21 protein-coding genes are annotated in these 23385 nt (G+C 61.9%); 10 read left to right on the plus strand and 11 right to left on the minus strand.

Translation table 11 applies throughout. The features are described from left to right. Window positions 1-2: 2 nt before the first annotated feature. Both NE852_RS27375 and NE852_RS27380 read right to left on the minus strand, forming a co-directional pair. Window positions 3-1304 (minus strand): carbohydrate ABC transporter permease, encoded by a 1302-nt coding sequence (locus NE852_RS27375; RefSeq protein ID WP_008529870.1) that lies wholly within the window; start codon window positions 1302-1304, stop codon window positions 3-5. 65 nt (window positions 1305-1369) lie between these two features. Continuing rightward, window positions 1370-2716 (minus strand): extracellular solute-binding protein, encoded by a 1347-nt coding sequence (locus NE852_RS27380; protein WP_008529871.1) that lies wholly within the window; start codon window positions 2714-2716, stop codon window positions 1370-1372. Window positions 2717-3301: 585 nt separating this feature from the next. Here NE852_RS27380 and NE852_RS27385 point away from each other — a divergent pair. Continuing rightward, window positions 3302-3448, plus strand: coding sequence for a hypothetical protein (locus NE852_RS27385; protein WP_258156871.1), 147 nt, complete (start codon window positions 3302-3304; stop codon window positions 3446-3448). 97 nt (window positions 3449-3545) lie between these two features. Here the strand turns inward: NE852_RS27385 and NE852_RS27390 are convergent, their stop codons facing one another. The 6 genes from NE852_RS27390 to NE852_RS27415 all read right to left on the minus strand — a co-directional run bounded on the left by NE852_RS27390 (window position 3546) and on the right by NE852_RS27415 (window position 9168). Further along, a complete protein-coding gene (locus NE852_RS27390; RefSeq protein ID WP_008529873.1) occupies window positions 3546-4379 on the minus strand; it encodes a sugar phosphate isomerase/epimerase in 834 nt (277 codons plus the stop codon). Further along, window positions 4376-5581: an NAD(P)/FAD-dependent oxidoreductase gene (locus tag NE852_RS27395; protein WP_037172489.1), complete on the minus strand. Its 1206-nt coding sequence runs from the start codon at window positions 5579-5581 to the stop codon at window positions 4376-4378. The genes NE852_RS27390 and NE852_RS27395 overlap by 4 nt, the downstream gene beginning before the upstream one ends. A 56-nt stretch (window positions 5582-5637) precedes the next feature. Beyond that, window positions 5638-6582 carry a substrate-binding domain-containing protein gene (locus tag NE852_RS27400; RefSeq protein ID WP_258156872.1) on the minus strand — a complete coding sequence of 315 codons (945 nt, stop codon included), beginning with the start codon at window positions 6580-6582 and terminating at the stop codon, window positions 5638-5640. Between the two features lie 72 nt (window positions 6583-6654). Continuing rightward, window positions 6655-6966: a MocE family 2Fe-2S type ferredoxin gene (locus NE852_RS27405; RefSeq protein WP_008529880.1), complete on the minus strand. Its 312-nt coding sequence runs from the start codon at window positions 6964-6966 to the stop codon at window positions 6655-6657. Then, window positions 6963-7997, minus strand: a complete 1035-nt coding sequence (locus NE852_RS27410; RefSeq protein ID WP_008529881.1) for a sterol desaturase family protein — start codon at window positions 7995-7997, stop codon at window positions 6963-6965. Before NE852_RS27410 ends, NE852_RS27405 begins: the two co-directional genes overlap by 4 nt. A 169-nt stretch (window positions 7998-8166) precedes the next feature. Then, window positions 8167-9168, minus strand: a complete 1002-nt coding sequence (locus NE852_RS27415; protein WP_008529882.1) for a LacI family DNA-binding transcriptional regulator — start codon at window positions 9166-9168, stop codon at window positions 8167-8169. 213 nt (window positions 9169-9381) lie between these two features. On the opposite strand from NE852_RS27415, the gene NE852_RS27420 reads away from it, so the two are divergent. Together NE852_RS27420 and NE852_RS27425 are read left to right on the plus strand one after the other, a co-directional pair. Further along, a complete protein-coding gene (locus NE852_RS27420) occupies window positions 9382-9840 on the plus strand; it encodes a YbaK/EbsC family protein (protein ID WP_008529883.1) in 459 nt (152 codons plus the stop codon). Window positions 9841-9924: 84 nt separating this feature from the next. Continuing rightward, on the plus strand, window positions 9925-10929 hold the full coding sequence (locus tag NE852_RS27425) for a Tim44 domain-containing protein (RefSeq protein ID WP_008529884.1): 1005 nt from the start codon (window positions 9925-9927) through the stop codon (window positions 10927-10929). A gap of 25 nt (window positions 10930-10954) precedes the next feature. On the opposite strand, the gene NE852_RS27430 is transcribed toward NE852_RS27425, so the two are convergent. Next, a complete protein-coding gene (locus NE852_RS27430; RefSeq protein WP_008529885.1) occupies window positions 10955-11986 on the minus strand; it encodes a hydroxyacid dehydrogenase in 1032 nt (343 codons plus the stop codon). Window positions 11987-12269: 283 nt separating this feature from the next. On the opposite strand from NE852_RS27430, the gene NE852_RS27435 reads away from it, so the two are divergent. From NE852_RS27435 to cydX, 7 genes are all read left to right on the plus strand, one after another. Next, complete coding sequence (locus tag NE852_RS27435; protein WP_258156873.1) at window positions 12270-12869, plus strand: HupE/UreJ family protein; 600 nt, start codon at window positions 12270-12272, stop codon at window positions 12867-12869. A 280-nt stretch (window positions 12870-13149) separates the two neighbouring features. Next, a complete protein-coding gene (locus NE852_RS27440; RefSeq protein WP_008529890.1) occupies window positions 13150-13728 on the plus strand; it encodes a GbsR/MarR family transcriptional regulator in 579 nt (192 codons plus the stop codon). Between the two features lie 4 nt (window positions 13729-13732). Beyond that, window positions 13733-15463, plus strand: coding sequence for a thiol reductant ABC exporter subunit CydD (cydD, locus tag NE852_RS27445; RefSeq protein ID WP_008529892.1), 1731 nt, complete (start codon window positions 13733-13735; stop codon window positions 15461-15463). Further along, complete coding sequence (locus tag NE852_RS27450; protein ID WP_008529893.1) at window positions 15460-17151, plus strand: amino acid ABC transporter ATP-binding/permease protein; 1692 nt, start codon at window positions 15460-15462, stop codon at window positions 17149-17151. Before cydD ends, NE852_RS27450 begins: the two co-directional genes overlap by 4 nt. A gap of 80 nt (window positions 17152-17231) precedes the next feature. After that, entirely contained in the window at window positions 17232-18812 is a 1581-nt protein-coding gene (locus tag NE852_RS27455) for a cytochrome ubiquinol oxidase subunit I (RefSeq protein ID WP_008529894.1), read from the plus strand. Window positions 18813-18818: 6 nt separating this feature from the next. After that, on the plus strand, window positions 18819-19973 hold the full coding sequence (cydB, locus tag NE852_RS27460) for a cytochrome d ubiquinol oxidase subunit II (RefSeq protein ID WP_008529895.1): 1155 nt from the start codon (window positions 18819-18821) through the stop codon (window positions 19971-19973). Between the two features lie 122 nt (window positions 19974-20095). After that, window positions 20096-20218 carry a cytochrome bd-I oxidase subunit CydX gene (cydX, locus tag NE852_RS27465; RefSeq protein WP_008529896.1) on the plus strand — a complete coding sequence of 41 codons (123 nt, stop codon included), beginning with the start codon at window positions 20096-20098 and terminating at the stop codon, window positions 20216-20218. A gap of 43 nt (window positions 20219-20261) precedes the next feature. On the opposite strand, the gene NE852_RS27470 is transcribed toward cydX, so the two are convergent. Next, window positions 20262-22265, minus strand: coding sequence for an aldo/keto reductase (locus NE852_RS27470; protein WP_008529897.1), 2004 nt, complete (start codon window positions 22263-22265; stop codon window positions 20262-20264). Window positions 22266-22302: 37 nt separating this feature from the next. Next, on the minus strand, window positions 22303-23385 hold the full coding sequence (locus tag NE852_RS27475) for an ABC transporter ATP-binding protein (RefSeq protein WP_008529898.1): 1083 nt from the start codon (window positions 23383-23385) through the stop codon (window positions 22303-22305).

Raw genomic sequence — 23385 nt, forward strand, 5'->3', positions numbered from 1 at the left:
GGTCAATCCTCGATCAGGGGCTTGGCGACAAGCGTGCCGTAGTTGAAGACGCGCAGATAAAGAAGCGACAGCGTCACGCCGATGACGACGAGCACCAGCGCCATGGCCGCACCCAGCCCGTATTCAAGATTGCCGGCATAGTTCCGGAGGGCGGTGTGATAGGCGGCGAGCGCCCAGACCTCGGTCGAATTACCAGGCCCGCCATTGGTGGCAAGCAGGATTTCGTTGAAGGAGGCGAGCAGCGACAGCGTCTGGTAGCAGGTGACGAAGAGGATCGGCCAGCGCATCTGTGGCAGGATGATGTAGCGGATCTGCTGCCAGCGCGAGGCGCCGTCGACTTCGCTCGCATAGAACTGGCTCTTCGGAATGGCCTTCATCGCCGAGGAGAAGACCAGCATGCCCATCGAGGCGCCGATGAAGCCGTTGATCAGCACGACGAAGAACCAGGCATTATAGGCGGTGTCGAGGAGATAGTTCTTCGGGTGGTAGCCGAACTTGCCCATCAGCACCGAAATGAAGCCGGTATCCCAGGCGAGCCATTTCCACATCATCACATAGATGACGACCGGGGTGATGCGCGGCAGCAGCCAGATGCCACGGAAGATCGAGGCCGGCGTCGGCGGCATGTAATGCGTCCAGATCGCCAGCAGCAGCGCATAGCCGACATTGAAGAGCGTCAGAACCAAAGCGACGTAGAGCGCCGTATTCAGGAGCACGCGCGCCATATCGGGCGAGGTGGCCAGACGTGAGAAATTGTCGGTCGTCCAGGTCCAGCCGGTATAGGTGGCCTTGGCGACGGTTTCCTTTTGCTCCGGCGTCAGCTTGAGCCCCAGGCTATCCAGCGACGAAAAAAGCTGCTCCTTGCTGTCGAAGCGTGTGTTGACGACAGAGCGGTTGAACTGTTCCGAAATCTGCTTGACGTCGCGCGTCGAAGGCCGTTCGGCAAGATCCTTGATCATGCGCTCGGCCTCGCGTCGCGTCGGGAAGACCTCGCCGGTGTGTTTGGCGCGCAATTCCTGAGCGATGCCTGGTGCTAGTCCGAGGCCTTCGACGGCCTTGAGGCCCGCCTCGTCGATCGCATAGCGCGGTTCGGCCAATTCGGCGGCGATGTCGGGCATTGCCGATTTCAGCGTGATCAGCGAATTGGGGGCGATCTGGTAGACCCCGCCTGATATGCCGGTCGCGGTCGACATGTTGGTCATCGAGAAGACCGCCGTCAGAACGACCGGCAATAGGAAGAAGAGGATGATCATGATCGCCGCGGGCGCGATCATCACCAGTCCGAGCTTTCTCGACGATTTCATGAAAGCCTCCTCGCGGGGATCGACCGGGCGGCGGGGTCGCCGCCGCCCGGAAGAGTGTGTGGACCTTATCGGATGACGATCTTGTCGCCGAGCGTGCTCTTCAGCTCGCTCTCGGCGTCGCTGATGGCGGCGTCGACGGCCTTTTCGCCGGTCCAGGATGCCTGGAGGTTCTTCCACATGATGTTCCAATATTTGCCGAAATCGGAATTGTTCGGCATTGCATTGGCATGCGGCAGCAGGCGCTCGGTGGCTTCGCGGGTCCAGCGGTCAGCCGAGTAGAAGTCGACTTCCGATTCCGCCTCGGAAATGCCGAGATGGGCCGACTTGACCGCGTGCAGCGCGTTGATGCGCGGCTCGGATGCGATCGTGATCAGCTGGGCGGCGATATCGGTATCTTCCTTGTCGTGACCTGCGGTCAGGAGGTAGACGAGCGGGTGGGTGAGCGTGTTGGCCTTGCCGCCTTCGCCGGCCGGGATCAGGGTGAAGATCACGTTGCCGAAGAAGTCCTTGAGGCCTTCCTGGTTGACGAGGCGGGCATAGTGCCAGGTGCCGCCGTCCCAGATGCCGGCCTTGCCGGTGGCGACTTCCTTCCACCACTGATCGCCCGGCATGCCGATGTGGTTCTTCTTGGTGACCCCTGCCTTAACGGCGTCGGCGAAGAACTGATAGGTGCGGGTCATGGCGGCCTTGTCGAAGACGAGCTTGCCGTTTTCTTCCATCGTGCCGCCGAACGAGGTATAGAACTGCCAGTAGTCGGGACCGTTGCTGGTGCGCGGATAGAAGCCGTAGCCGGGCTGGACGAGGCCCTTGTCCTGCATCTTCTTGGCGTCTTCGAGCAGGTTCTTCATGGTGTACTTGCCGTCCTGGACGCTCTGCGGCAGCGCGTCGAGATCGGCGTCGCTGTAGCCGATCGCCTTCATATAAGGCTTCCAGAAGAACATTGGGCGGGATTCGGCATCCTGCGGAATGCCGTAGACGGTGCCGTTGTAGGAAGCGATTTTCAGCAGGTTTTCGTAGATGCCGTTGAGCGGCCAGGCGTCGAGATCGACGTAGTCCTCGATCGGAACGATGAGGCCTGCCTGCGACCAAGGCGCGATGTCTTCATGACCACTGACGACGATGTTCGGGGCGGTCTTGGCTTCGGCGGCAAGGGTGAGAGCCTGCTTGAAGTCGTCCCAGCCGGAATAGGCTTTCTTCTCGACGGTGATCTTCAGGTCCTCGCCCTTGAGGGCGGCTTGGCGCTGCAACTGCTGGGCCGCGATCTCGATGGCGTCGAGGCGGTAGACGTCGTTCGGACCGGTGCCGCCGGCCCAGACGCTGACGGTGACGTCCTTGGCGAATGCGAATGCGGAGGTCGAGGCCAGGATGGTGGCCGCGATGGTGAGGGATTTCAACGTCGGCAGAATGGTCATCTTCTTCGTCTCCCTGGAAGAACAGTGTGAAGCCTCTTGACGGGTCAGCACTGTGGCTTGACGGCCGTTCGGAAAGCCCACGAAAACGTGACATGTCCCGCTCTATGGACTGAACGTAACGACCGAATGACAAAATTGAGCACGTGTGCAAAATTATTATGACGATGTTCTCGACGGGGTCAATTGCCGATGAAAAGACCGCATCGGTTCGTGCTGGAAATCAGCAATGACGGGGATCCGGGTGGCGGCCGTTGAGACGCGAACGAGGTGCCCTTGCCTCCGTTTTCCCAATCAGCTAATAGTAGTGCAGGAACCAATCAGAAACGGAGGCGTGCAATGACAGATATTTCTTCGTCCAACGCCTCTTTGGCTTAGGCTTTCCGAAGCTTCCTACCCTCGATCACATCCGAGACCTTTCAAGCTTCACCATCCGAAGACGGCATGTATTTCGCACGCAGCCTCCGCGCACGGCGACGCCGCGCGAGCCGGTGCTGCGCTCTTCAGACTTGAAAGAAGGGCGGTTCAGAATTCTGACCGCGATTGATCATGAACAATCAGCACGCAGGCGAGAGCCTGGCGACATCCATGAGCGAGCTTTGCTCGCGATTTAGCTTTCGAGAGATTCTTGTCGCAACCATCATTGCCCGATGGAACCGTCGCATGGCAAACAGCCTCGACCCCTTTCCATCATGGCTGCGCCGCGATCTCGCTTTGTCCGACGAACAGATCTGAGTCCTCGTGGTTTTCGCCGGGCAAATTATATCCGACAGGGATGGTTTCGACGCGAAAACCATCCCTGCGCGGCTTATCGACAGCCACGGGGTAGAGGTCAGGTCATCCTGGCCCAGAGTTCGCGAAGCATCTGCCGAAGCAACAATGCTTCGGCCCATCGATCGGTGCTGTCGTTGCCGTCGCGTCCGGTGATCGCGTAGGGTTTTGGTCCGAGTTCGCATGTAAAAACCAGTTCGGCATCCGAAGCCGCGCGATTGCGCCACTGCCGCATGCCGTAGTCCCACCACTCAAGGAACAGGTCGACCCACGGTCGATGGTGAGGAAATGAAATTTCGATTTGCACCTGCTCGCACGAAGCGACACGGCCATGGAAAGCCCGGGCATTGCGCAGGATACGATGGATCATGGCATGGTTTTCCCCGGCGACCGGATAGGTAAATTCGGACGCGACGAGGAAATGCGACAGGTCTGCGAGCAATGGCAGGTCGGGCCGCCGATCCAGCAGGTCCAGGGTGAAGAACAGATCCGCCGTCATCCTGTCGCGATGGGTCTCGATGAACACCGGAATGCCGGCATCATCGGCAAGCTCCATCCAGCCATCCAAGAGCGGCAGGCAGTCCTCGATGCGACGCGGGCGGATATCGGGTTGCAGGTTGATGTGGCTGACTGGAAATTCTGCGGCAAGAGCGAGCGGCTGACGCAAATCCTCGACACGGCGGGGAAAGCAGACACCCTCGACCTTCAATCCGGTGCCCCGGATCGTTTCATTCAGCCTGATGACATCGGCCCGGTTCGTATAATGTGCGCTGATGCCATCGAAGCCAGCCTCCGCGATCATCGCGACGTTTTCGTCAAGGCTGCGCTCATACCCATCCGTATGTCTTCGCTCCATGGCCCAGAGCGACTGGAAGATCCGCAGTTTCTGTGTCATGCGGCCCTTGCGCTTTTCAGGAGCGCCTTGAGGTTCAGCTTCGGATCGGTCAGGGCGACCGGATCGGGACTGACGCCGGCTGCAATCAACATCTCCGCAAGCTTGATATCCCTGGCGAGGCCGTTGCCGACGCCAAGACCGGCTGCGGCCACGAGCCTGCCGCCATCCAGATAGAATTCAAGTTCGCCGTCGGCGGTGGCACGGGGGACGCTTTGATGTGACGGCTGCGGCAGCCCGACCACCTGAAGGCCGAGATCATACTGATCGGACCAGAACCAGGGGAGTATGGCAAAGGCTTCCCCGGCACCGATCATGTTGCACGCCGCAGTCTCGGCCTGGGCTCTTGCATTTCGCCAGGTTTCGAAACGCATGTGTCCTCCGTCGGGCTGGCTCACGGCAGCGCAGTCGCCTGCAGCAAAAACGTTCGGGCTGCTGGTTCGAAGATGGGCATCCGTCAGGATTCCGTTTCCCGTCGACAATCCGGCCTCTTGTGCCAGCGCAATATCAGGAGCAACGCCGATTGCGCTCACAACAAGATCGGCTCGAACCGCGCGGCCGTTGGTCAGGATGACGCCATCGTCCGTGATCTCAGCGACGCCGTGGTTCAGGTGAAATTCGACGCTCTCGGCTACGTGCCTGGCATGCAGCTTTTCCGCAAATCGCGAAGGGACGGCGCGCCCGAGGGGCTTCGGCGCCGCTTCGATGACACTGACGGCGATATCTTTGCCGCGAAGGACCGAGGCGAGTTCCATGCCGATCAGGCCGCCGCCGATGACGGCCACGCTGCGGCCGGCATGGGCGTTGGCAAAGATCGCCTCGGCATCGGCATGGTTGCGAAAGTCGAGCGCGCGCTCTCTGCCGGGGCACGCAAGCCGCCTCGGCCGCGCGCCCGTGGCGAAGAGCAGCTTTTCATAAGCCAACACTCGTCCGTCGCTCAGGCTTACGGTGCCGGCATCGGTATCGACCTTCAAGGCCGACAGCCCTTTGATATAAGTGATACCGGCGGCCTTAAGCATATCTTCGGTACAGATCAGCTTCATCTGAACCGCACCGCTCGCGGGCTTCGACAGCGGGGGCCGTTCATATGGCAGATGGGGCTCGGCGCCGACCAGATTGATGGACCCGGAATATCCCGCTTCCCGCAGCGCGAATGCGGCGCGCGTGCCGCATTCCCCCGCGCCGATGATGACGATGCCGTTCATGGTGCTCTCCAAAAAAGGGCCGGCGCTCGTGAGGAAGAGACGCCGGCCAGGCAGAATCAATTCTGGTGCTTGTATTCGGCCATGTTTGTGGGCGTGACCAATTCGAACGGCACCATGACCTGCTTGTCGACGCTATGACCGCGGGCAAGCGCGACGGCAGCATCCAGCGCACCGGCGGACTGCCCCTTGGCATTTTGGAACACCGTCACATCAAGATCGCCGGTCGCCATGGCGGCCAGGGCATCCTGCGTCGCGTCGATACCGACGACGACCACGCTGTCCATCGACACCCCCGCGGCCTTGAGCGCCTGGATCGCGCCGATCGCCATCGCGTCATTGTTGGCAAAGACCGCGTCGATAGGCCGGCCTGATGTGATCCAGTTTGTGGTCAGATCCATTGCATTGGTCCGCGTCCAGGCGGCGGACTGCTCGTCGGCGATGGTCACACCCTTGCAGTCGCCGGCCGCAAGCGTTTCCTTGACCGATGAGGTGCGGTCGCGCGAGGCCTGGTGGGCAAGATCTCCCATGAGGATGTAGGCCTGCGCATCGCCTGCTTTTCCATTCTTCTTCAAGAGCGCGCAGGCGGCCTCGGCACCCAGCCGTCCAGAGTCGGTTTCCTTGGAGCCGACATAGGCCTGTTTCTCGGGAAGCCGGTCGATATTGTCCGGCTGAAGGTTGAGATAGACGAGCGGAATGCCGGCCTTTTGCGCCGCCTCGCTGATGCCAGGTGCAGCAGACGTATCCGCCAGCGTCACGATAATCGCATCGACGCCGGCTGCGATGAAGTTGTTCACCTGGTTGAGCTGTTTGGAGACGTCGGTCTGCGCATCCTCGATCTGGAGATTGACCCCGCCCACCTCAGAAGCTCTTGCGCTCAGGCCTTCGCGCAACAGCGTCTGAAAATTGTTGTCGAAACTCTGCATCGAGACGCCGATCGTCTCGGCCGAGGCAGCACTGGCCGTCAGGGCGGCCAGGATGGCCGCCACACAAATAGACTTCATGATTTCCTCCGATTGGGCGCCGGGCCGCCCATTGCATTCCGGAGGCCGCTCCGGCCTGCTGATGTTGCCAGCTCAGGCGAGAGCCAGGCGAACTTCTCCGTCGATCACCTCGGCCGGATAGGTTTTCAAGTTCTCGCAGGCGGGAAGCCTCAGCGCCTCGCCGGTGCGGTAGTCGAAGGCGCCGGAATGTTTGGGACATTCCACTTCGAAATCCATCACCAGCCCATCGGAAAGATGGATCGCCTCGTGAGTGCAAAGACCTGCGGTGCAGTAGACGCTATCGTCGGGACCTCGGTAGATGGCGTAGGTGCGGCTGCCGTGATCGAAACGGATGGCGCCTTCCTGTTCGATGTCATCGAGTTTGCAGGCTGTGATCCAGTTCATTCGGCTACTCCCTTGGCTTCCATGACGGCCCTGCGGGCCGCAAGTTTTTCCTTCCGGCGGCGGTAGCGTTCCTGCATGCGGGCTTCGCCCTCGGGCGAGCCGTCGTGCCAGGTGCCGAACCACTTATCGAGCGGGATCAGCGCGTCGCCGTAATTCACCTCGAAATATTTGTGGTGCAGGTAATGCGCATAGGCGTGGCTATCGATCAGCTTTTCCGCGCCGATCTCGACCTTGTCGAAGCCGACATGACCGGGAATGGCGCCGAAGCCCGCATAGTGCAGCTGGTAGAGCATAAGCATCGGGTTGGACGGCAGGATCAAATGGTAGAAGGCCGTTCCGAGATAGAGCAGGTGCTCGACCGGATGCATCGACAGCGACGACCAGGGCGAAGGGTTGACTGAATTATGGTGAACCGAATGCACCCATTTGTAGAGGATGGGCGTATGGATGAGCCGGTGAATGCAGAAGAAGTGGAATTCGTGGATGACGGGCACGGTGAGCGCAACCACGGCAAGCGTCCAGGTATGTTCGGCAAAGCTCAGCCAGGGCGCGTAGCCATTGGCATAGGCCCATAGCATGGCAGCCTCGATCGCCGTCCAGACCGTCACGCCCGACAGAAAAGTGCGCAATACGTTGTCGACGTTCTGGCTTTCGAACCAGAAAGCCTTGCTCTTTTGTTCAGCCGGAAACTTTCCATTGTATTTGAAGCGCTTTTCCTGCCGCTTCAGCACATAGAGATGCAGCTCGAATGCACCGTAGAACAGCAGGACGCAGATCGCATTCACGGCATAAAGCCAGGCAACCCAGCCGATGCCAAAGGTTTTCATCGTTTCCACCGGCGGAATGACCCAGGCCCAATAGGCGACTGATGAAGCGGCAAAAAGCGCATTCCAGGGAAAGAAATAATGCGGCAGCCATTTCAGGATGGCCATCAGCCGCGGGGGAAAGGCAAACAGCGGCGCGGTCTCTGCAGGCTGGTTCGGCGCCCAGTCGCCGCGCTTGTTGCGCGTGCCGAATTTCAGATCGTCCATTGCTCTCTCCTTCAAGCCGAGCGGAAGCCTTTCCGCACAGGCATTTCAATTGAAGAGAGCGCGTTCTGCGCCTTGTCCGGTCTCGTCCACCGACGTTCCGGCTCTCCTCTCTGATCGGAAAGTAGCAGGAGGCTGCCGCAAAGCCGAAGCCGTTCTTGATCAAATTAGATCAAAGCCCCTCCTTGGTGATGGTGATGAAACGAATGGGTGTTCGATCCGGCTCGATATCGGTGAGACCGATACGGCGCAGGATCAGATCGAGCGACCGCCTGGCCTGCGCTTCAGGCGCCTGGTCCAGAACCACATCCATGATGCCGTCCTGCAGGGCTTTGCGCGTGTAATCGGTGAGTTCGTGGCCGACGAAGAAAATGTTGCGCTCGCGCGCCTGTCGCCGGAGGACGTCGATGAGCGCGGAATTGGCCCCGCCGGCATTGTAGAGGCCGGCAAGATCCGGATACATCCGTAGCGCCGACGACAGGAGTTCGGCGCTGTAGTGCTCCTCATCCAGGCCGAAGCCCAGCCACTCGAAGCTGGTGGCGCCGGGATGCTCCAGGAAATAGTCCGAAAAACCGCGGATGCGATCACGGTGAACCTGATAGATCGGATGGCAGATGGCGGCAACCGGGCCCGGCCGGCGGGCCATGCGGCTGATGAAGAGCGCCGCCGTGCGGCCGGCTGCATAATTGTCGATACCGACGAATTCGCCGGCGCGATCTGAAGCGCGGGTGACCACATGAACCACCGGCAGCCCCTGGGCGATGACCTTCTCCACGGCTGTCCTGATCACCGGACTGCTGGGCACCGCAAGGATCAGGCCGGCACGCGAAAGGTCGGTCGACAGGATGCGGCGGGCAATCTCTTCCGGCTTCATCTCTTCGGTAAAGCTGCGGTGCACGACGGCGAGTGGGTCGAGGGTCGCGGCGATCCTCTCGAACGCTTTGGAGAGCCGCTGATAGAAGGTCGTTTCAGGCCGAACCATCAGCACTTCTATGCGCAGCAAACCGCGATGCGTGTCCGGAAGCGTGCGTGGGTAGTTCAAGGCGCGAGCGGCAAGGATGACCTTCTCGACCAGTTCGGGCCGCACACCGCCGCGTCCATTCAGCACGCGCTCGACGGTTGCGGTTCCGACGCCCGCCTGCCGGGCAATATCCTGATAGTTGGGCTTGCTCACTTCCTGACCTCGACGGACAAATGCTGCGTCTCCATTGAGTTTTCCAGCAATATCCATGACTTAGAAATCCGGAGCAATCCAGTTGGTTTGAGGGCGTCATGAATGATTTTCTGTAACTAAGCGATTGAAATTTCTGATGTATTAAGTTACGAAGTGATGCGCATTACCGCAACATGCGACCCCAGATCGATTGTTTTCATAAGTATCTCGCCCATGAGCCTTCAATCCGTCCGCGCCTTCCTCAGCGCCTACGCGCCCGATATCGAAATCATCGAAACCGCCGAGAGCTCCTCGACGGTGGCGCTGGCCGCTGAAGCCCATGGCGTCGAGCCGGCGCAGATCGCCAAGACGATCTGCTTGCGCGTCGGCGAGCGGACGATGCTGGTCGTTGCCGGCGGCACTGCGAGGCTCGACAATCGCAAGTTCAAGGACACCTTCGGAGCCAAGGGGCGCATGCTCGATGCGGAGGAGGTCGTGGCCGTGACGGGTCATCCGGTCGGCGGCGTCTGTCCGTTCGGCCTGCCCGCGCCGCTGCCCATCTATTGCGACGTCTCGTTGAAGCGCTTCGAGGAAGTCGTGCCGGCGGCAGGCTCGACGAATTCGGCGGTGCGCATTGCCACCGGACGGCTGGCCGAACTGACAGGCGCCAGCTGGGTCGACGTCTGCCAGTAATAGGGCCGAAGAACTTCACATAGCGGAAAGAGTACCTATATTGGATCTCGACATGCCGTGATTGCGCATGACAGGAGATCAGGAATGCCGAGTGCCGTTTCGCGTTTTGCCAAGATTGCGGCGATAGCCGTACTGACGAGCGCTACCGTTTTTGCCACCATCAGCGATGCCGATGCGCGCCGCGCCGGCAGCTTCGGCGGATTCGGAAGCCGGGGCACGCGAACTTTCAGCGCGCCTCCGGTCACCAGCACGGCACCTGCCCCGGTTGCCCCGATCGAACGCTCGATGACGCCGCGCCCGCAGACAACCGCACCCTATAACACGCAGCAGCCAGGCTATGCCCAGCGTCCCGGCCTCTTCGGCGGCTTCGGCCGGTCGATGATCGGCGGCCTGATCGCCGGCGGCCTTTTCGGCATGCTGCTCGGCCATGGTTTCGGCGGCGGCTTCGGCTTCCTCGGCATGCTGCTGCAGATCGCCCTGATCGGCGGCGCAGTCATGCTTGCCATGCGGTATTTCGCCAACCGCCGCCAGCCTTCCTACGGCGTTGGTGGCCAGAGCCGATCCTACGGGCAGTCTTTTAATATGTCGCCCCCGAGCAATTCATCCTTCCAGATCCCGGCGATCGGATCGGGGTTCGGCGGGCAGTCGCGCGGTAACCGCCCGAGCGACGAGATCGGGCTGGCGCAGGCCGATCTCGATCAGTTCGAGGAACTGCTGACGAAGGTACAGACCGCTTATGGTGCCGAGGATTACGGCACATTGCGCCGGCTGACGACGCCCGAGGCGATGTCCTATCTTGCCGAGGAACTCGGCGAAAACGCCACCAACGGCGTCCGCAACCGCGTCTCCGACGTCAAGCTGCTGCAAGGCGATATTGCCGAAGCGTGGCGTGAGGACGGCCAGGAATATGCGACGCTCGCCATGCGTTATTCCTCGATCGACGCCATGGTCGAGCGCGACAGCGGCCGCGTCGTTTCCGGCGACGATCGCCGCCCGAGCGAAAGTACCGAGGTGTGGACCTTCGTGCGCAAATCGGGTGCCGACTGGAAGCTTGCCGCGATCCAGGGCACCGAACAGCGCGCCGCTTAACCGGCGCGCCAGATCAGCGTTTAACCTAGTTGACCGCGACCGGTTTGGAACGCATCCGGGAAACCGTCTCGCGTTCCGCCCGCTTGCAGCGCATCGGTGGCAGGCCGCGATCCATCAGGTCCATGTCTTCGAGCACCATGTCGCCCATCTTCTTGAAGGCGCTATCGAGCGCTCCGGCCCGGTGCGCCGAGCGGATGAAGCCCTTCAGGCTACGCACCGGATGGCCGGACGGCAGCGGCTCTTTGGGGTAGACGTCGCTCGCCGCAACGATATGGCCCGACGAGACGGCGGCCATCAGCGCATCGAAATCGACGACGTCGGCGCGGCTGAGCAGAATGAAGGCCGTGCCCCTGCGCATGCTGGCAAAGGCCTCAGCGCCGAGAAAGCCCTTGTTTTCACTGGTGACGGCCGCAACGACGAAGACGAAATCGCTCTTCGTCAGGACGTCCTCCAGGCACGCAGGTTCGACGCCGTTTTCCTCGAGGATCGAGCGCGGCAGCCAGGGATCGAACACTCTGATGCGCGCCCTGAAGCCGGAAAGCACCCGGCGCAGCGCCTTGCCGAGATCACCGAACCCGACGATGCCGATCTCGGAACCGGCGATCAGCCGCGCACTCGCATTGCCCTCCCCGCCCCAGAGCTCGTTTCCCTCGCGGAAGGCGACGTCCGCATCGACGATGCCGCGCGCCAGGGCCAGCGCAAAGCCGAGACCGATTTCGGCGACCGGCTCGGCAAAGACCTGGCCGGTCGTCACGACATGGATACCGCGCTCAAAGAGCACGTCATAGGGCATGTTGTTGAGAAGATTGCTCTCGACGTTGAGGATCGAGCGGAGAGCCGTCATTCTGGCGAGCGTTTCGGCCGAAAGCGGCGGCTGGCCGATGATGTAGCGCGCCCGGCCGAGGATCTCGTCACCGAGACCGGCGATATTCTCCGGATCGGCTTCGACGATCTCGTATTTCGCATGCAGTTCGGCGCGCGCCTTGTCGCTGAAGATCAGGTCGAGCGTACGCGGCTCGGGCGCGCTGATCGCCAGCGGCCGTTGGGTATTCGTCATGGACATCTCCTCCATCGCAGCGGTGTGCGCCGCCTCGGCTCTTCGATTGATAGCGTCTGTGCGCGACGCTTTCCAGCTCATGGTCTTTCGATGCGTCACATCGAGGCGGCGGCGCTGTCGAAAGCGGCATTTGCCTATCAGATAAGCACTTGAATTGCCTTGGCATTTCAAACGGTTTTCGTTGACGACGCAAGCTCCTTGAACTAGCCTGAGCGCGTGTCTTTGAACCATGTCTGGTGCCGGCAGCCGCCGCATACCGGAAAACCTACGAGGGGATCGAGCAATGAAATCAGCACCGAAGAGCGGCCTTCTTGCTTTGGCCGCCATAGCGCTTCCGGCCGTTGCCTCCGCCCATCCTGCGATCGGCGAAGCGGCGGGCTTCAGCCATGGCTTTGCCCATCCGATATCTGGCCTCGATCATATCCTCGCCATGGTGATGGTCGGCGTTTTCGCCTTTCAGCTCGGCGGCCGCGCCGCATGGCTCGTGCCGACGACCTTCGTTCTGGTGATGGCGCTCGGCGGTGTCCTCGGCGTTGCCGGCATCAATGTTCCCTTCGTTGAAACCGGTATCGCGCTTTCCGTTGTCGTGCTCGGCGCCGTTGTGGCGTTCAATGTCAAGGCGCCGCTCGCCGCAGCGCTCGGAGTCGTCGGCCTATTCGCCATCTTTCACGGTCACGCACACGGGGCCGAAATGCCGGAGAATGCGACCGGCGCCGCCTATGCTGCCGGTTTCATGATCGCCACCGCACTGCTGCATTTCGCCGGCCTGGGCCTTGGCTATCTCGTGGGTCGCGCTGGAGAACGCCAGGGTGCCTTCGTGACGCGCGTCGCCGGCGGCATTGCCGCCATATCGGGCATCGGCATCCTGGCCGGCCTGATCTAGGCCTGGCAGCCTTCCGGCCGCCTTCGGCATCACTTATATCTCACAGTCCGATCGGAACGCCCGGCATGCGCATTGCCGGGCGTTTTTTCGTGGCGGCAAATTGATGTGGACTTGACCCAAATCAAATCCGGCCATGTGGCGTCGGGCTATATCTGACGCACGATCAACGAACGGACATCCAAATTGACGCAGGGGTCGTCTTGCCGATTGTCGGCGAGGTGCGAAAGTCAGTATAGTAATTTCAGAAATTTCTGAAATCACAGACGTCACGGAAATAGCAATGAACCTTCCGCCTCTCGTCCAGTCCTTCGTTCTCCATTTCGGTGAAATGGGCTCCCGCTGGGGTATCAACCGCACGGTCGGCCAGATCTATGCGCTGCTCTTCGTCTCTCCCGCGCCGCTTTGCGCCGAAGAGATCGCCGATTCCCTCAGTATCTCGCGGTCCAATGTTTCGATGAGCCTGCGCGAATTGCAGGCCTGGAACCTCGTCCTTCTCAAGCACAAACCGGACGATCGCCGCGATTTCTTCACGACCCCCGATGATGTTTGGCATATATTGAGGACACTCGCCGAGGAGCGAAAGAAGCGCGAAGTCGATCCGACGCTGTCCGTTCTGCGCGAAATCCTGATGCAGCGCCCTGCTAGCGATGCCGAACGATATGCGCAGGAGCGCATGGGCGAGATGCACACGCTGATCGAACAGCTGACGCATTGGTATGAAGACGTAAAACAACTTGAAACGGAAAGGCTGGCAACGCTACTCTCGCTGGGTGCGAAAGTGACCAAGCTTCTGGAGGCCAAGGACCGGGTCATCTCGCTCGGCCGCAGCCGCCGGCCCAATCCTGCGAACAAGAGTTAGCGCCATGGGCAGTGCTTTCTTCGACGCGAGAGACAGACAAGAGGCTGGGCCGCGGGATGGCGATGCCGTTTCGTCCCGCGGCGGCGCTGCGAATGGCGGGCTCCGCAAAGCGGCGATGCTGCAGGCGCTGGCTGCCGTCTTGTGGATTCCTCAAGCCGGATTGCTGGCCGTCTCGGTCGGCCGTATCGCCGGTGGCGGTGGATTGGCTGACGTCCTCTGGCCTGCCTTCGGCATTCTTCTTCTTGGGATTGCAAAAAGCTGTCTCGATGCGGCTGGCGGCCGCCTCGCCTTTCATGCCGCCCGCACCGAGCTCAGCCGGAGGCGGCAACTTGCCGCCGCTACACTGTCGCTATCCTCGCCGCTCGATCGTACTCGGCCGGCCTCCGGCAAGGCCGCAAGCGTGCTCGGCGAACAGGCCGAACTCATCGTACCCTATCTTGCCCGTTTTCAGCCGGCACGGCTGAAGGCGAGCCTCGTGCCGCTCGTCATCCTTGCCTTCATCCTCCCCGTCTCGTGGATTGCCGCGCTGGTCCTGCTGTTCGCAGCGCCGCTGATCCCCGTTTTCATGGCGCTGATCGGCTGGCGCGCCCAGGCTGCAAGCGAAAAGCAGCTCGTCGCGACCGGCGGCCTCAATGGCTTCCTGCTCGATCGGCTGCGCGGATTGGCGACGATCCGCGCGCTCGACGCGGTGGATGCAACCGCGCTCAGGCTGCGTTCAGAGGCGGATTCGCTGCGCACGCGTACCATGGCAGTGCTGAAGATCGCCTTTCTCTCCGCGGCCGTGCTCGAACTTTTCGCCGCGCTCGGCGTGGCGATGATTGCCGTCTATGTCGGCTTCAGCCTGCTCGGCGAGATCGGCTTCGGTACCTGGATAGGCCGGCTCGACTTGACCGAGGGACTGTTCATCCTGCTGCTGGCGCCGGCTTTCTTCGAGCCGCTGCGCGAACTTTCGGCCGTCTGGCACGACCGGGCGGCGGGCGAAGCGGCGTTGAAAGCCTTGGACGCCCTCGCTGCCGATGGTTTGTCCATTCGGGGCTCGACTGACGCTTCGGCGCCGGCAGACGCTACGGCACCCGCAATCCGCATCGACAATCTCGCCTTCCGCTACGGGCACGATGAACCATTTGTCCTCGACGATTTCAACCTCGATATCCCAGCCGGCGAACATCTGGCACTTCTCGGCGCGAGCGGTTCCGGCAAATCGACGCTTCTTTCGCTGATGGCAGGACTGGCCCCCATAACCGGCGGCCGCATCGTCATCGGCGGGACCGAGCTCACGGACGACAGTGTCGCGGCCTTGCGCGGCGGCATGGCGTGGATCGGCCAGAAGCCGCATGTCTTTGCCGGCACCATCGCCACCAATGTCGCACTCGGCAGACCCGGCATCGCACGCGACGATGTGTCGATGGCACTGGAGACGGCCAGACTCGGAAGGGTTGCCGAAGCCTATGGCAGCAGGCCGTTGGGCGAAGCCGCCATTGGGCTTTCCGGCGGCGAGGCGCTACGGCTTGCGATCGCGCGCGCAGCCTGCAATCGGCATCTGAAGATCATTCTGGCCGACGAGCCGACCGCACATCTCGACGCTGAGACTGCCGCCGAGGTCACCGAGAGCCTGCTTTCACTCGCCAGGGGACGAACCTTGATCGTTGCGACCCACGATCCGCTGCTTGCCGCCCGCATGCATCGCACTCTGCGCATCGATGCCGATGTTGTTATGAGGGAGGCCGCCGAATGAGCGTCTTGACCACTGATCTCAAGCCGATCCTGCGCCTGTTCCTTGCTGAGCGCCGGCGTTCGCTGCTGCTCGGCGCAGCGCTTTCGGCGGCGACCGTCACCGCCGGCATCGCACTGTTTGGCCTCTCCGGCTGGTTCATCACCGCCACTTCGCTTGCCGGGCTTTCTGCTGCAGCCGCCGTCACCTTCGACGTTTTTGCACCGTCCGCCGGCATCCGCCTGCTCGCCATCGTCCGCACAGCGGCGCGCTATGGTGAGAGGCTTGCAACCCATGAAGCGACGCTCGGCGTGCTCGCCGCCCTTCGCGAAAGGCTGTTTCGCGGCTTTGCCGAACCGGGTGCTGCCCGCGCTCTTCTTCATCGTCCGGCAAGACTGCTCTTCAGATTGACCGCCGATATCGATGCGCTCGACTCCCTCTATCTCCGCATTCTCGTGCCGGCTGCGGTCGCAATCGGTGCAGCATTGGCCGCGAGTGTCGTGCTGGGGCTCATGCATCCTCTGTTTGGCCTGTGTTTCGGCCTCTTTCTCGCCAGCGCCGGTCTTGGCCTGCCGTTGATCGCCGGCCGGGCAGCGCGCATCCATACCCGGCGGCGTGCTTTCGGCATCGAGGCGCTGCGATCGCGGACGATCGATCTCGTCGCCGGCCAAACGGATCTGCTGATGGCCGGACGGCTTGCCGCGCAGACGAGCGCTATCGCTGCGGCCGACGGCTACGCCGCCCGTGCCGATGACCGGCTGAACCGAGTCGAAGCCGGCCTGACATTCGGCTTCGGTCTGGTTTCCACCCTCCTGTTGGCGGGATCTCTCCTTGCCGTCGCTGCCCTTGCAGAGACGAAGGTGATTACCGCGCCGGTCGCAGCCCTTGGGCTTCTCGTCGCCTTCGCGGCCGTCGAACCCTTCGCGGCCCTGCGCCGCGGTGCCCTCGAACTCGGGCGGACGCTGCTTGCTGCAAGGCGCATCGCACCGCGGCTTGCCATCGTGACGGCATCCCAACCGTTGGCGGCGCCTTCGCCCGGATACGCCTTCTCGCTGACGAAGGTTTCCGCCTTTCATGAAAATTCCGCCGTACCGGCGCTCGCGGGCGTCGACCTCGTGCTTAAGCAGGGTGAACGCCTGGCCGTCATCGGCAGCAGCGGCGCCGGCAAGTCGAGCCTGCTTGCCCTTCTTTCCGGTGAGCTGCCGGCAAGGACAGGAACAGTTGCCGCAACGACGGCAACCCTGCTGATACAGCGGACGGAACTGTTCGAGGATAGCCTGCGCGGCAACCTCGCCCTTGCGAACCCGGATGCGAGCGAGGCTCGTCTTTTCGAAGCGCTCGCCGCCGGCGGCCTGCTTGCCGATATCGAGGCCATGCCGCGGGGGATCGACACAAGGCTCGGCGAAAGCGGTCTTGGCCTTTCCGGCGGCCAGTCGCGACGCCTGGCGCTGGCCCGGCTCTTCCTGCGCGACACGCCGCTCTGGCTGCTCGATGAACCCACAGAGGGCCTCGACGGCGTCACTGCCCGCGATGTGCTGTCTCGGCTATCGACCATGGCGGCAGGCCGCTCGCTGGTCATCGCCACGCATATTCGTCGCGAGGCCGCGATCGCAGATCGCATCGCCGTCATCGAAGGCGGCCGCATTTCAGAGGTTTCGCGCCGCGGAGAGGCGGCGTTCGAAAAGGCGCTCGACCGGCTCCGGCCGGACTGAGCGTGAACTTGCATGTTCTCAGGCGCCGGCCGGCGCCTGGGGAAACGCTCTGTACCCCGTGGGACCGTGGGAGAAAGACAATGGAACTAGATATCGTAGCGCTTTCGCGCTTCCAATTCGCGCTGACGGCGCTTTACCACTTCCTGTTCGTGCCGCTGACGCTCGGCCTGTCCGTGCTGCTCGCGATCATGGAAACCGTCTATGTCATGACCGGCCGCCAGATCTGGCGGCAGATGACGAAATTCTGGGGCACGCTGTTCGGCATCAATTTTGTGCTCGGCGTCGCCACCGGCATCGTCATGGAATTCCAGTTCGGCATGAACTGGAGCTACTACAGCTATTATGTCGGCGACATCTTCGGCGCGCCGCTGGCGATCGAAGGCTTGATGGCCTTTTTCCTGGAGGCGACTTTCGTCGGTCTGTTCTTCTTCGGCTGGGACAAGCTGTCGAAGGTGGGCCATCTCGTCGCCACTTGGGCGGTGGCGCTCGGCTCGAACTTCTCGGCACTTTGGATTCTCATCGCCAATGGCTGGATGCAGAACCCGGTGGGATCGGCGCTGAATCCGCAGACGATGCGCATGGAGATCACGAGCTTCTTCGACGTCGTCTTCAACCCTGTCGCCCAGGCGAAGTTCGTCCATACGGTATCGGCGGGTTACGTCTGCGCCTCGGTCTTCGTCCTCGGCGTCTCGGCCTGGTATGTGCTGAAGGGCAGGCATATCGAGCTTGCCAAGCGCTCGATGACGGTCGCCGCCTCCTTTGGTCTTGCCTCGGCGCTCTCGGTCGTCGTGCTCGGCGACGAGAGCGGTTATCTCGCGACGGAAAACCAGAAGATGAAGCTTGCCGCGATCGAGGGCATGTGGAAGACGGAGCCAGCTCCGGCCGCCTTCACCGCCTTCGGCTTCCCGGACCAAGAGGCGCGCGAAACGCATTTCGCCGTTCATATTCCCTGGGTCATGGGCCTGATCGGCACGCGGTCGCTGACGACCGAAATTCCCGGCATCGACAAGCTCGAACAGCAGGCCGAAACCCGCATCCGCGACGGTATCAAGGCTTATGACGCGCTGATGCAGATCCGCGCAGCACCGACGCAGGATCAGGTTGCGCAGGAAGTGCGGACCTCCTTCGAGGATCTTGGCCACGATCTCGGCTATGCCCTTCTTCTGAAGCGTTACGTCGACGATCCGCGCCAGGCGACCGAGGAGCAGATCGTTCAAGCTGCGCGCGATACGATCCCGCATGTGCCGACGCTCTTCTGGTCCTTCCGCGTCATGGTCGGCCTCGGCATGTTCTTCATCCTCCTGACCGCCACCTTCTTCTGGCTGTCGGCGCGGCGCCATCTCGACAAGTACCCGCTGCTGCTGAGGATTGCCGTGCTGGCGATCCCGCTGCCTTGGGTCGCGATCGAATTCGGCTGGGTCGTCGCCGAATTCGGCCGCCAGCCCTGGGTGATCGAAGGCGTGCTGCCGACGGCGGCGGCCGTCTCCAGCCTCGGAGCCAGCGCCGTGCTTTTGACCATCATCGGTTTTGCGACACTCTACACGGTGCTGATCGTCATCGAGATGAGCCTGATGATCAAAGCGATCCGCCAAGGGCCGGAACCGGACGACGAGCCGGAAGCCCGTCTCATTTCCGAAACCCTCGTCCCTGCCGCGGAGTGACGTGCCATGATCCTTCATGAACTCATCGACTATGAAACCCTGCGGATCATCTGGTGGCTGCTGCTCGGCGTCTTGCTGATAGCATTCGCGACGACAGGGGGATTCGACCTCGGCGTCGGCACGCTCCTGCCTTTCGTCGCCAGGACCGATACGGAACGGCGCGTGGCGATCAATACGGTCGGCGCCACATGGGAAGGCAACCAAGTCTGGCTGATCCTCGGCGGCGGCGCCATATTCGCCGCCTGGCCGCCGCTCTATGCGGTTTCCTTCTCAGGCTTTTATCTCGCGATGTTCGCGATCCTTTTCGCGCTCATCCTGCGCCCGGTCGGTTTCAAATACCGGTCGAAGCGGGACAGCGCCCGCTGGCGCAACGGCTGGGACTGGGCGCTCTTCATCGGCGGCTTCGTGCCGTCGCTGATCTTCGGCGTTGCCGTCGGCAACGTGCTGCAGGGCGTGCCCTTCCGGTTTGCCGACGACATGCGGATATTCTACGAAGGCTCGTTCTTCGCTCTGCTCAATCCCTATGCGCTGCTTTGCGGCCTGCTTTCCCTCGCTATGCTGACGATGCATGGTGCGGCCTGGCTGATGCTGAAGGCGAGCGGACCGGTTGCCGAGCGTGCCAGAAGCTATGGCAGCATCGCCGCCCTTGCGGCCATCGTGCTCTTTGCCCTCGGCGGTCTCTTCCTATGGATCGGCGTCGGCGGCTATCGCATTACCAGCGACATCAGCCCGATTGGGCCTTCCAACCCGTTGCTGAAGACCGTGGCGAGTGAAAAAGGCGCGTGGCTTGCCAATTACGGCGCCCATTCGTGGATGATCATTGCGCCCGTACTCGGCTTTGCCGGCGCGGCCTTGGCCTTCATCGCCATGCGGGCAAGACGCGAGGTGATGACGTTGCTTTTCAGCAAGCTGGCGATCTTCGGGATCATCTCGACGGTCGGCCTCTCGATGTTCCCGTTCATCCTGCCCTCTTCGCTCGATCCGCGATCGAGCCTGACGGTCTGGGATGCGTCTTCGAGCCACCAGACGCTGTTCATCATGCTTGTGGTGTCGGCGATTTTCCTGCCGATCATCTTTGCCTACACGGCCTGGGTCTACAAGGTTCTTTGGGGCAAGGTCGATGAGAAATCCATCACCGACAAGAATAGCCACGCCTACTAGAGCGGTTCAATGGAACCGCTCTAACCTTTGATTTTGCGCAATTCCCGGCAAAAGCGCTCCGCGCTTTGCCTGGGAAAACCGCTTCGCACTTTTCCTGGAATTGCTCTGAGGGAGATAAAACAATGTGGTATTTCGCATGGATTCTCGGCCTGCCGCTGGCAGCCGCCTTCGCCGTCCTCAACGCCATGTGGTACGAGCTGATGGATGACGCAGCCAAAAAGAAGGCGTCCGAACCGCGCAAGTAGATGTTGGAAGGGCGCGGGTTCGAGCCGCGCCCTTCTCTATTTATCAGCCTTCCAGCCACTTCACCTGATCGGGCGTCAGCTTGATGTCGAGCGCCGAGAGACTATCCTCCAGCTCGGCGACGGTGCGTGGCCCGATTAGTGGAATGACCGGGAACGGCTGGGCGATCACATAGGCGAGCGCGATGTGGATCGGATTGCGGCCAAGCTTGTTGGCAAGCTCGATGGCGCGGTCGCGGCGGCCGAAGTTGCGCTCGGAATACCAGACGCGGACGATCTCCTCGTCATCGCGCTTGTCGCGGCCGGCGCGGTCGGTGAAGAAGCCGCGACCCTGGCTCGACCAGGCAAAGTTCGGGATCTGCTTCTCGTTCAGCCACTTTTTCCAGTCGTCGTCGGACGCCGCGACGCAGCCGGCCCAGATCGGGTCGAGCATCTCGGCAAGCGAGAAGTTGTTGGAGAGCGCTGCCGGCGCCGCCTTGCCGGTCTTTTCGGCATAGGCGATCGCCTCGTCGAAACGCGCCCGCGTCCAGTTCGAGCCGCCGAAGATGCCGCGGATGCGGCCACGTTTGACTTCGGCATCCATGGCATCGACGAATTCGCCGACAGGCACGTCGGTATTGTCGCGATGCATGAAATAGACGTCGACATAGTCGGTCTTCAACCGGGCAAGCGACTGGTCGAGCTGCTTTGCGATCATATCTGGATAGCAGAGCGGCGAATGGGCGCCCTTGCCGATCAGGACGATCTCCTCGCGTGGCACCTTGCGGCTGGTGTGCCAGTCACCGAATATCGTCTCCGTCTTGCCGCCGCCATAGACATAGGCCGTGTCGAAGGCATTGCCCCCGGCCTCGTAGAAGGCATCGAGCGTCAGCGAGGCAGAGGCGAAGTTCGGGAAGAACTCGAAGCCGAGGGTGACGACCGAGGCCGGTTTGGAAATGCCGGGGATCTGACGCTGCGGAATGCTGTTGCCCTGTTTGACGGTGCCGCCGGCAATGTTGGCCGTGCGCTTGGCCGCTTTCTCGACGCCATATTCAAGACCGATCGTGGTGCGCCACTGGTCGAGCACACGCAGGTTCCCGATCGAATCCGCCCAGCTCATGCCAGGAGAGGTGAACTCGGTCTTGCCTGCGCGGATGGCATCGCCCGCCGCATCGGCCTCGAAGGAATAGAGCCAGCGGTCTTCTTTGATTTCGACGGTTTCCTGCTTGCCGCCCTTGAAGATCTCGATCTTGCCGACGCCGCCCTTGTGACCGGAGGCGAACCAGAAGTCCGCGACCTCGATCCGGCCTTCGGAGCCGATGATGCGCAGGACGTTGTCCTGCTGGGCCATGATCGAGCAGGAGACTTCGGCGATGATCTCGTTCGGGAACTTGAGCACCGCAGATGCCCATTCATCGACGCCGCTCTGGCCGAGATAGGCGACACCCGAAACCTTCTCCGGTTCGAGGAAGGCCTTGCCCTCTGCGGCGCCAGCGATCAGTCTCGCCATCGAGACCGGATAGCCGCCAACATCGAGAATGCCGCCGCCGGCGGTATCATTGGCAAAAAGCCGGTGCTCCGGCTTGTAGCTGCCCATGTTGAAACCGAAACTCGAGCGGATGATGCGGACGGTGCCGATGATCCCGCTCTTGATCAGCTCGACCAGCTTTTCCGTCTGCGGATGCACGCGATACATGAAGGCCTCGCCGGCAAAGACGCCGGCCTTCTTGGCTTCGTAATAGACGGCTTCGGCGTCATAGGCCGAAAGCGCGATCGGCTTCTCGACGAGGATATGCTTGCCCGCGCGCGCGGCCTTGATCGCCCATTCGGCATGGCCGGTGTGAGGGGTGGAGATATAGACCGCGTCGACCTCCTTGTCGGCAAGCAGCGCCTCGTAGCCGTTAACGATGCGGGCGCCGGGGAAGTTTTCGGTAAGTCCGGGCTTGTCGGGATTGCGGGTGGCGATCGCCACCAGTTTGCCGGTGCGCGAATGGGCGACGCCGTCTGCAAAGGTGCGGGCGATGGTGCCGGGGCCGATGATGCCCCAACGGATCGGTTGATCGGAAGTCATGGAAAGTCCTCTTTCGTCTTTCTGCCTTGGGATTGGTTTAGCGAAGCCGTCTGCCGGCGCTGTCGAAAAGGAATGTGCGGCTGGCGGGAAGGCCGACCGTCAGGGTTTCGCGATCACCTGTCGTGCGCGACTCCGGCCGCTCGATGATCAGCTGCTCGTCGCCAATGGCGGCATAGATGTAGCTGGTATTGCCGAGATGTTCGGCGACGTCGACATTGACGACGAGATTCGCATCGCCAGAGCCCGCATCGACGAAATGTTCGGGACGGATGCCGAGCGTCACTTTCGCACCGGCTTCGACGCCATCGGCGATGGGCAGCGAGAGGCGTGTATTGCCCTCGCTCTCCAGCGCAATTACCGCCATGCCCGGCTGCGTCTCGACCACCATGGCCTTGAGGAAATTCATCTTCGGCGAGCCGACGAAGCCGGCGACGAACTGATTGGCCGGATCGTCGTAAAGATCGAGCGGCGCGCCGATCTGCTCGATATTGCCGGCGCGCAGCACGACGATCCTGTCGGCCAGCGTCATCGCTTCCGTCTGGTCGTGGGTGACGTAGATCATCGTCGTGCCGAGCTGCTTGTGCAGCCGTGATATTTCGACGCGCATCTGCACGCGCAGTTCGGCGTCGAGGTTCGATAGCGGCTCGTCGAACAGGAAGACCTCCGGTTCGCGCACGATGGCGCGGCCGATCGCGACGCGCTGGCGCTGGCCGCCGGACAGCTGCTTCGGCCGCCGCTTCATCAGCTCGTTGATCTGCAGGATCTCGGAGACATGGCGCACGCGCCGCTCGGTGTCGGCCTTCGGATTGCCGTTCATGCGCAGGCCGAAGCTCAAGTTCTCCTCGACGGTCAGGTGCGGATAAAGCGCATAGGACTGGAACACCATGGCGATGCCGCGGTCGGCCGGCTCGACGTCATTGACGACCCTGCCGCCGATCCGAAGCTCGCCCGAGGTAATATCCTCGAGGCCGGCGATCATCCTGAGCAGGGTGGATTTGCCGCAACCGGACGGGCCGACGAAGACGACGAATTCGCCGTCTTTCACCTCCAGATTGGCCCCGTGAATGATCTCAAAGCCGCCGAAGCGCTTGACGATATTGCTGAGTGATAGCTCTGCCAT

The sequence above is a fragment of the Rhizobium sp. Pop5 genome, assembly GCF_024721175.1.
GTDB lineage: Bacteria > Pseudomonadota > Alphaproteobacteria > Rhizobiales > Rhizobiaceae > Rhizobium.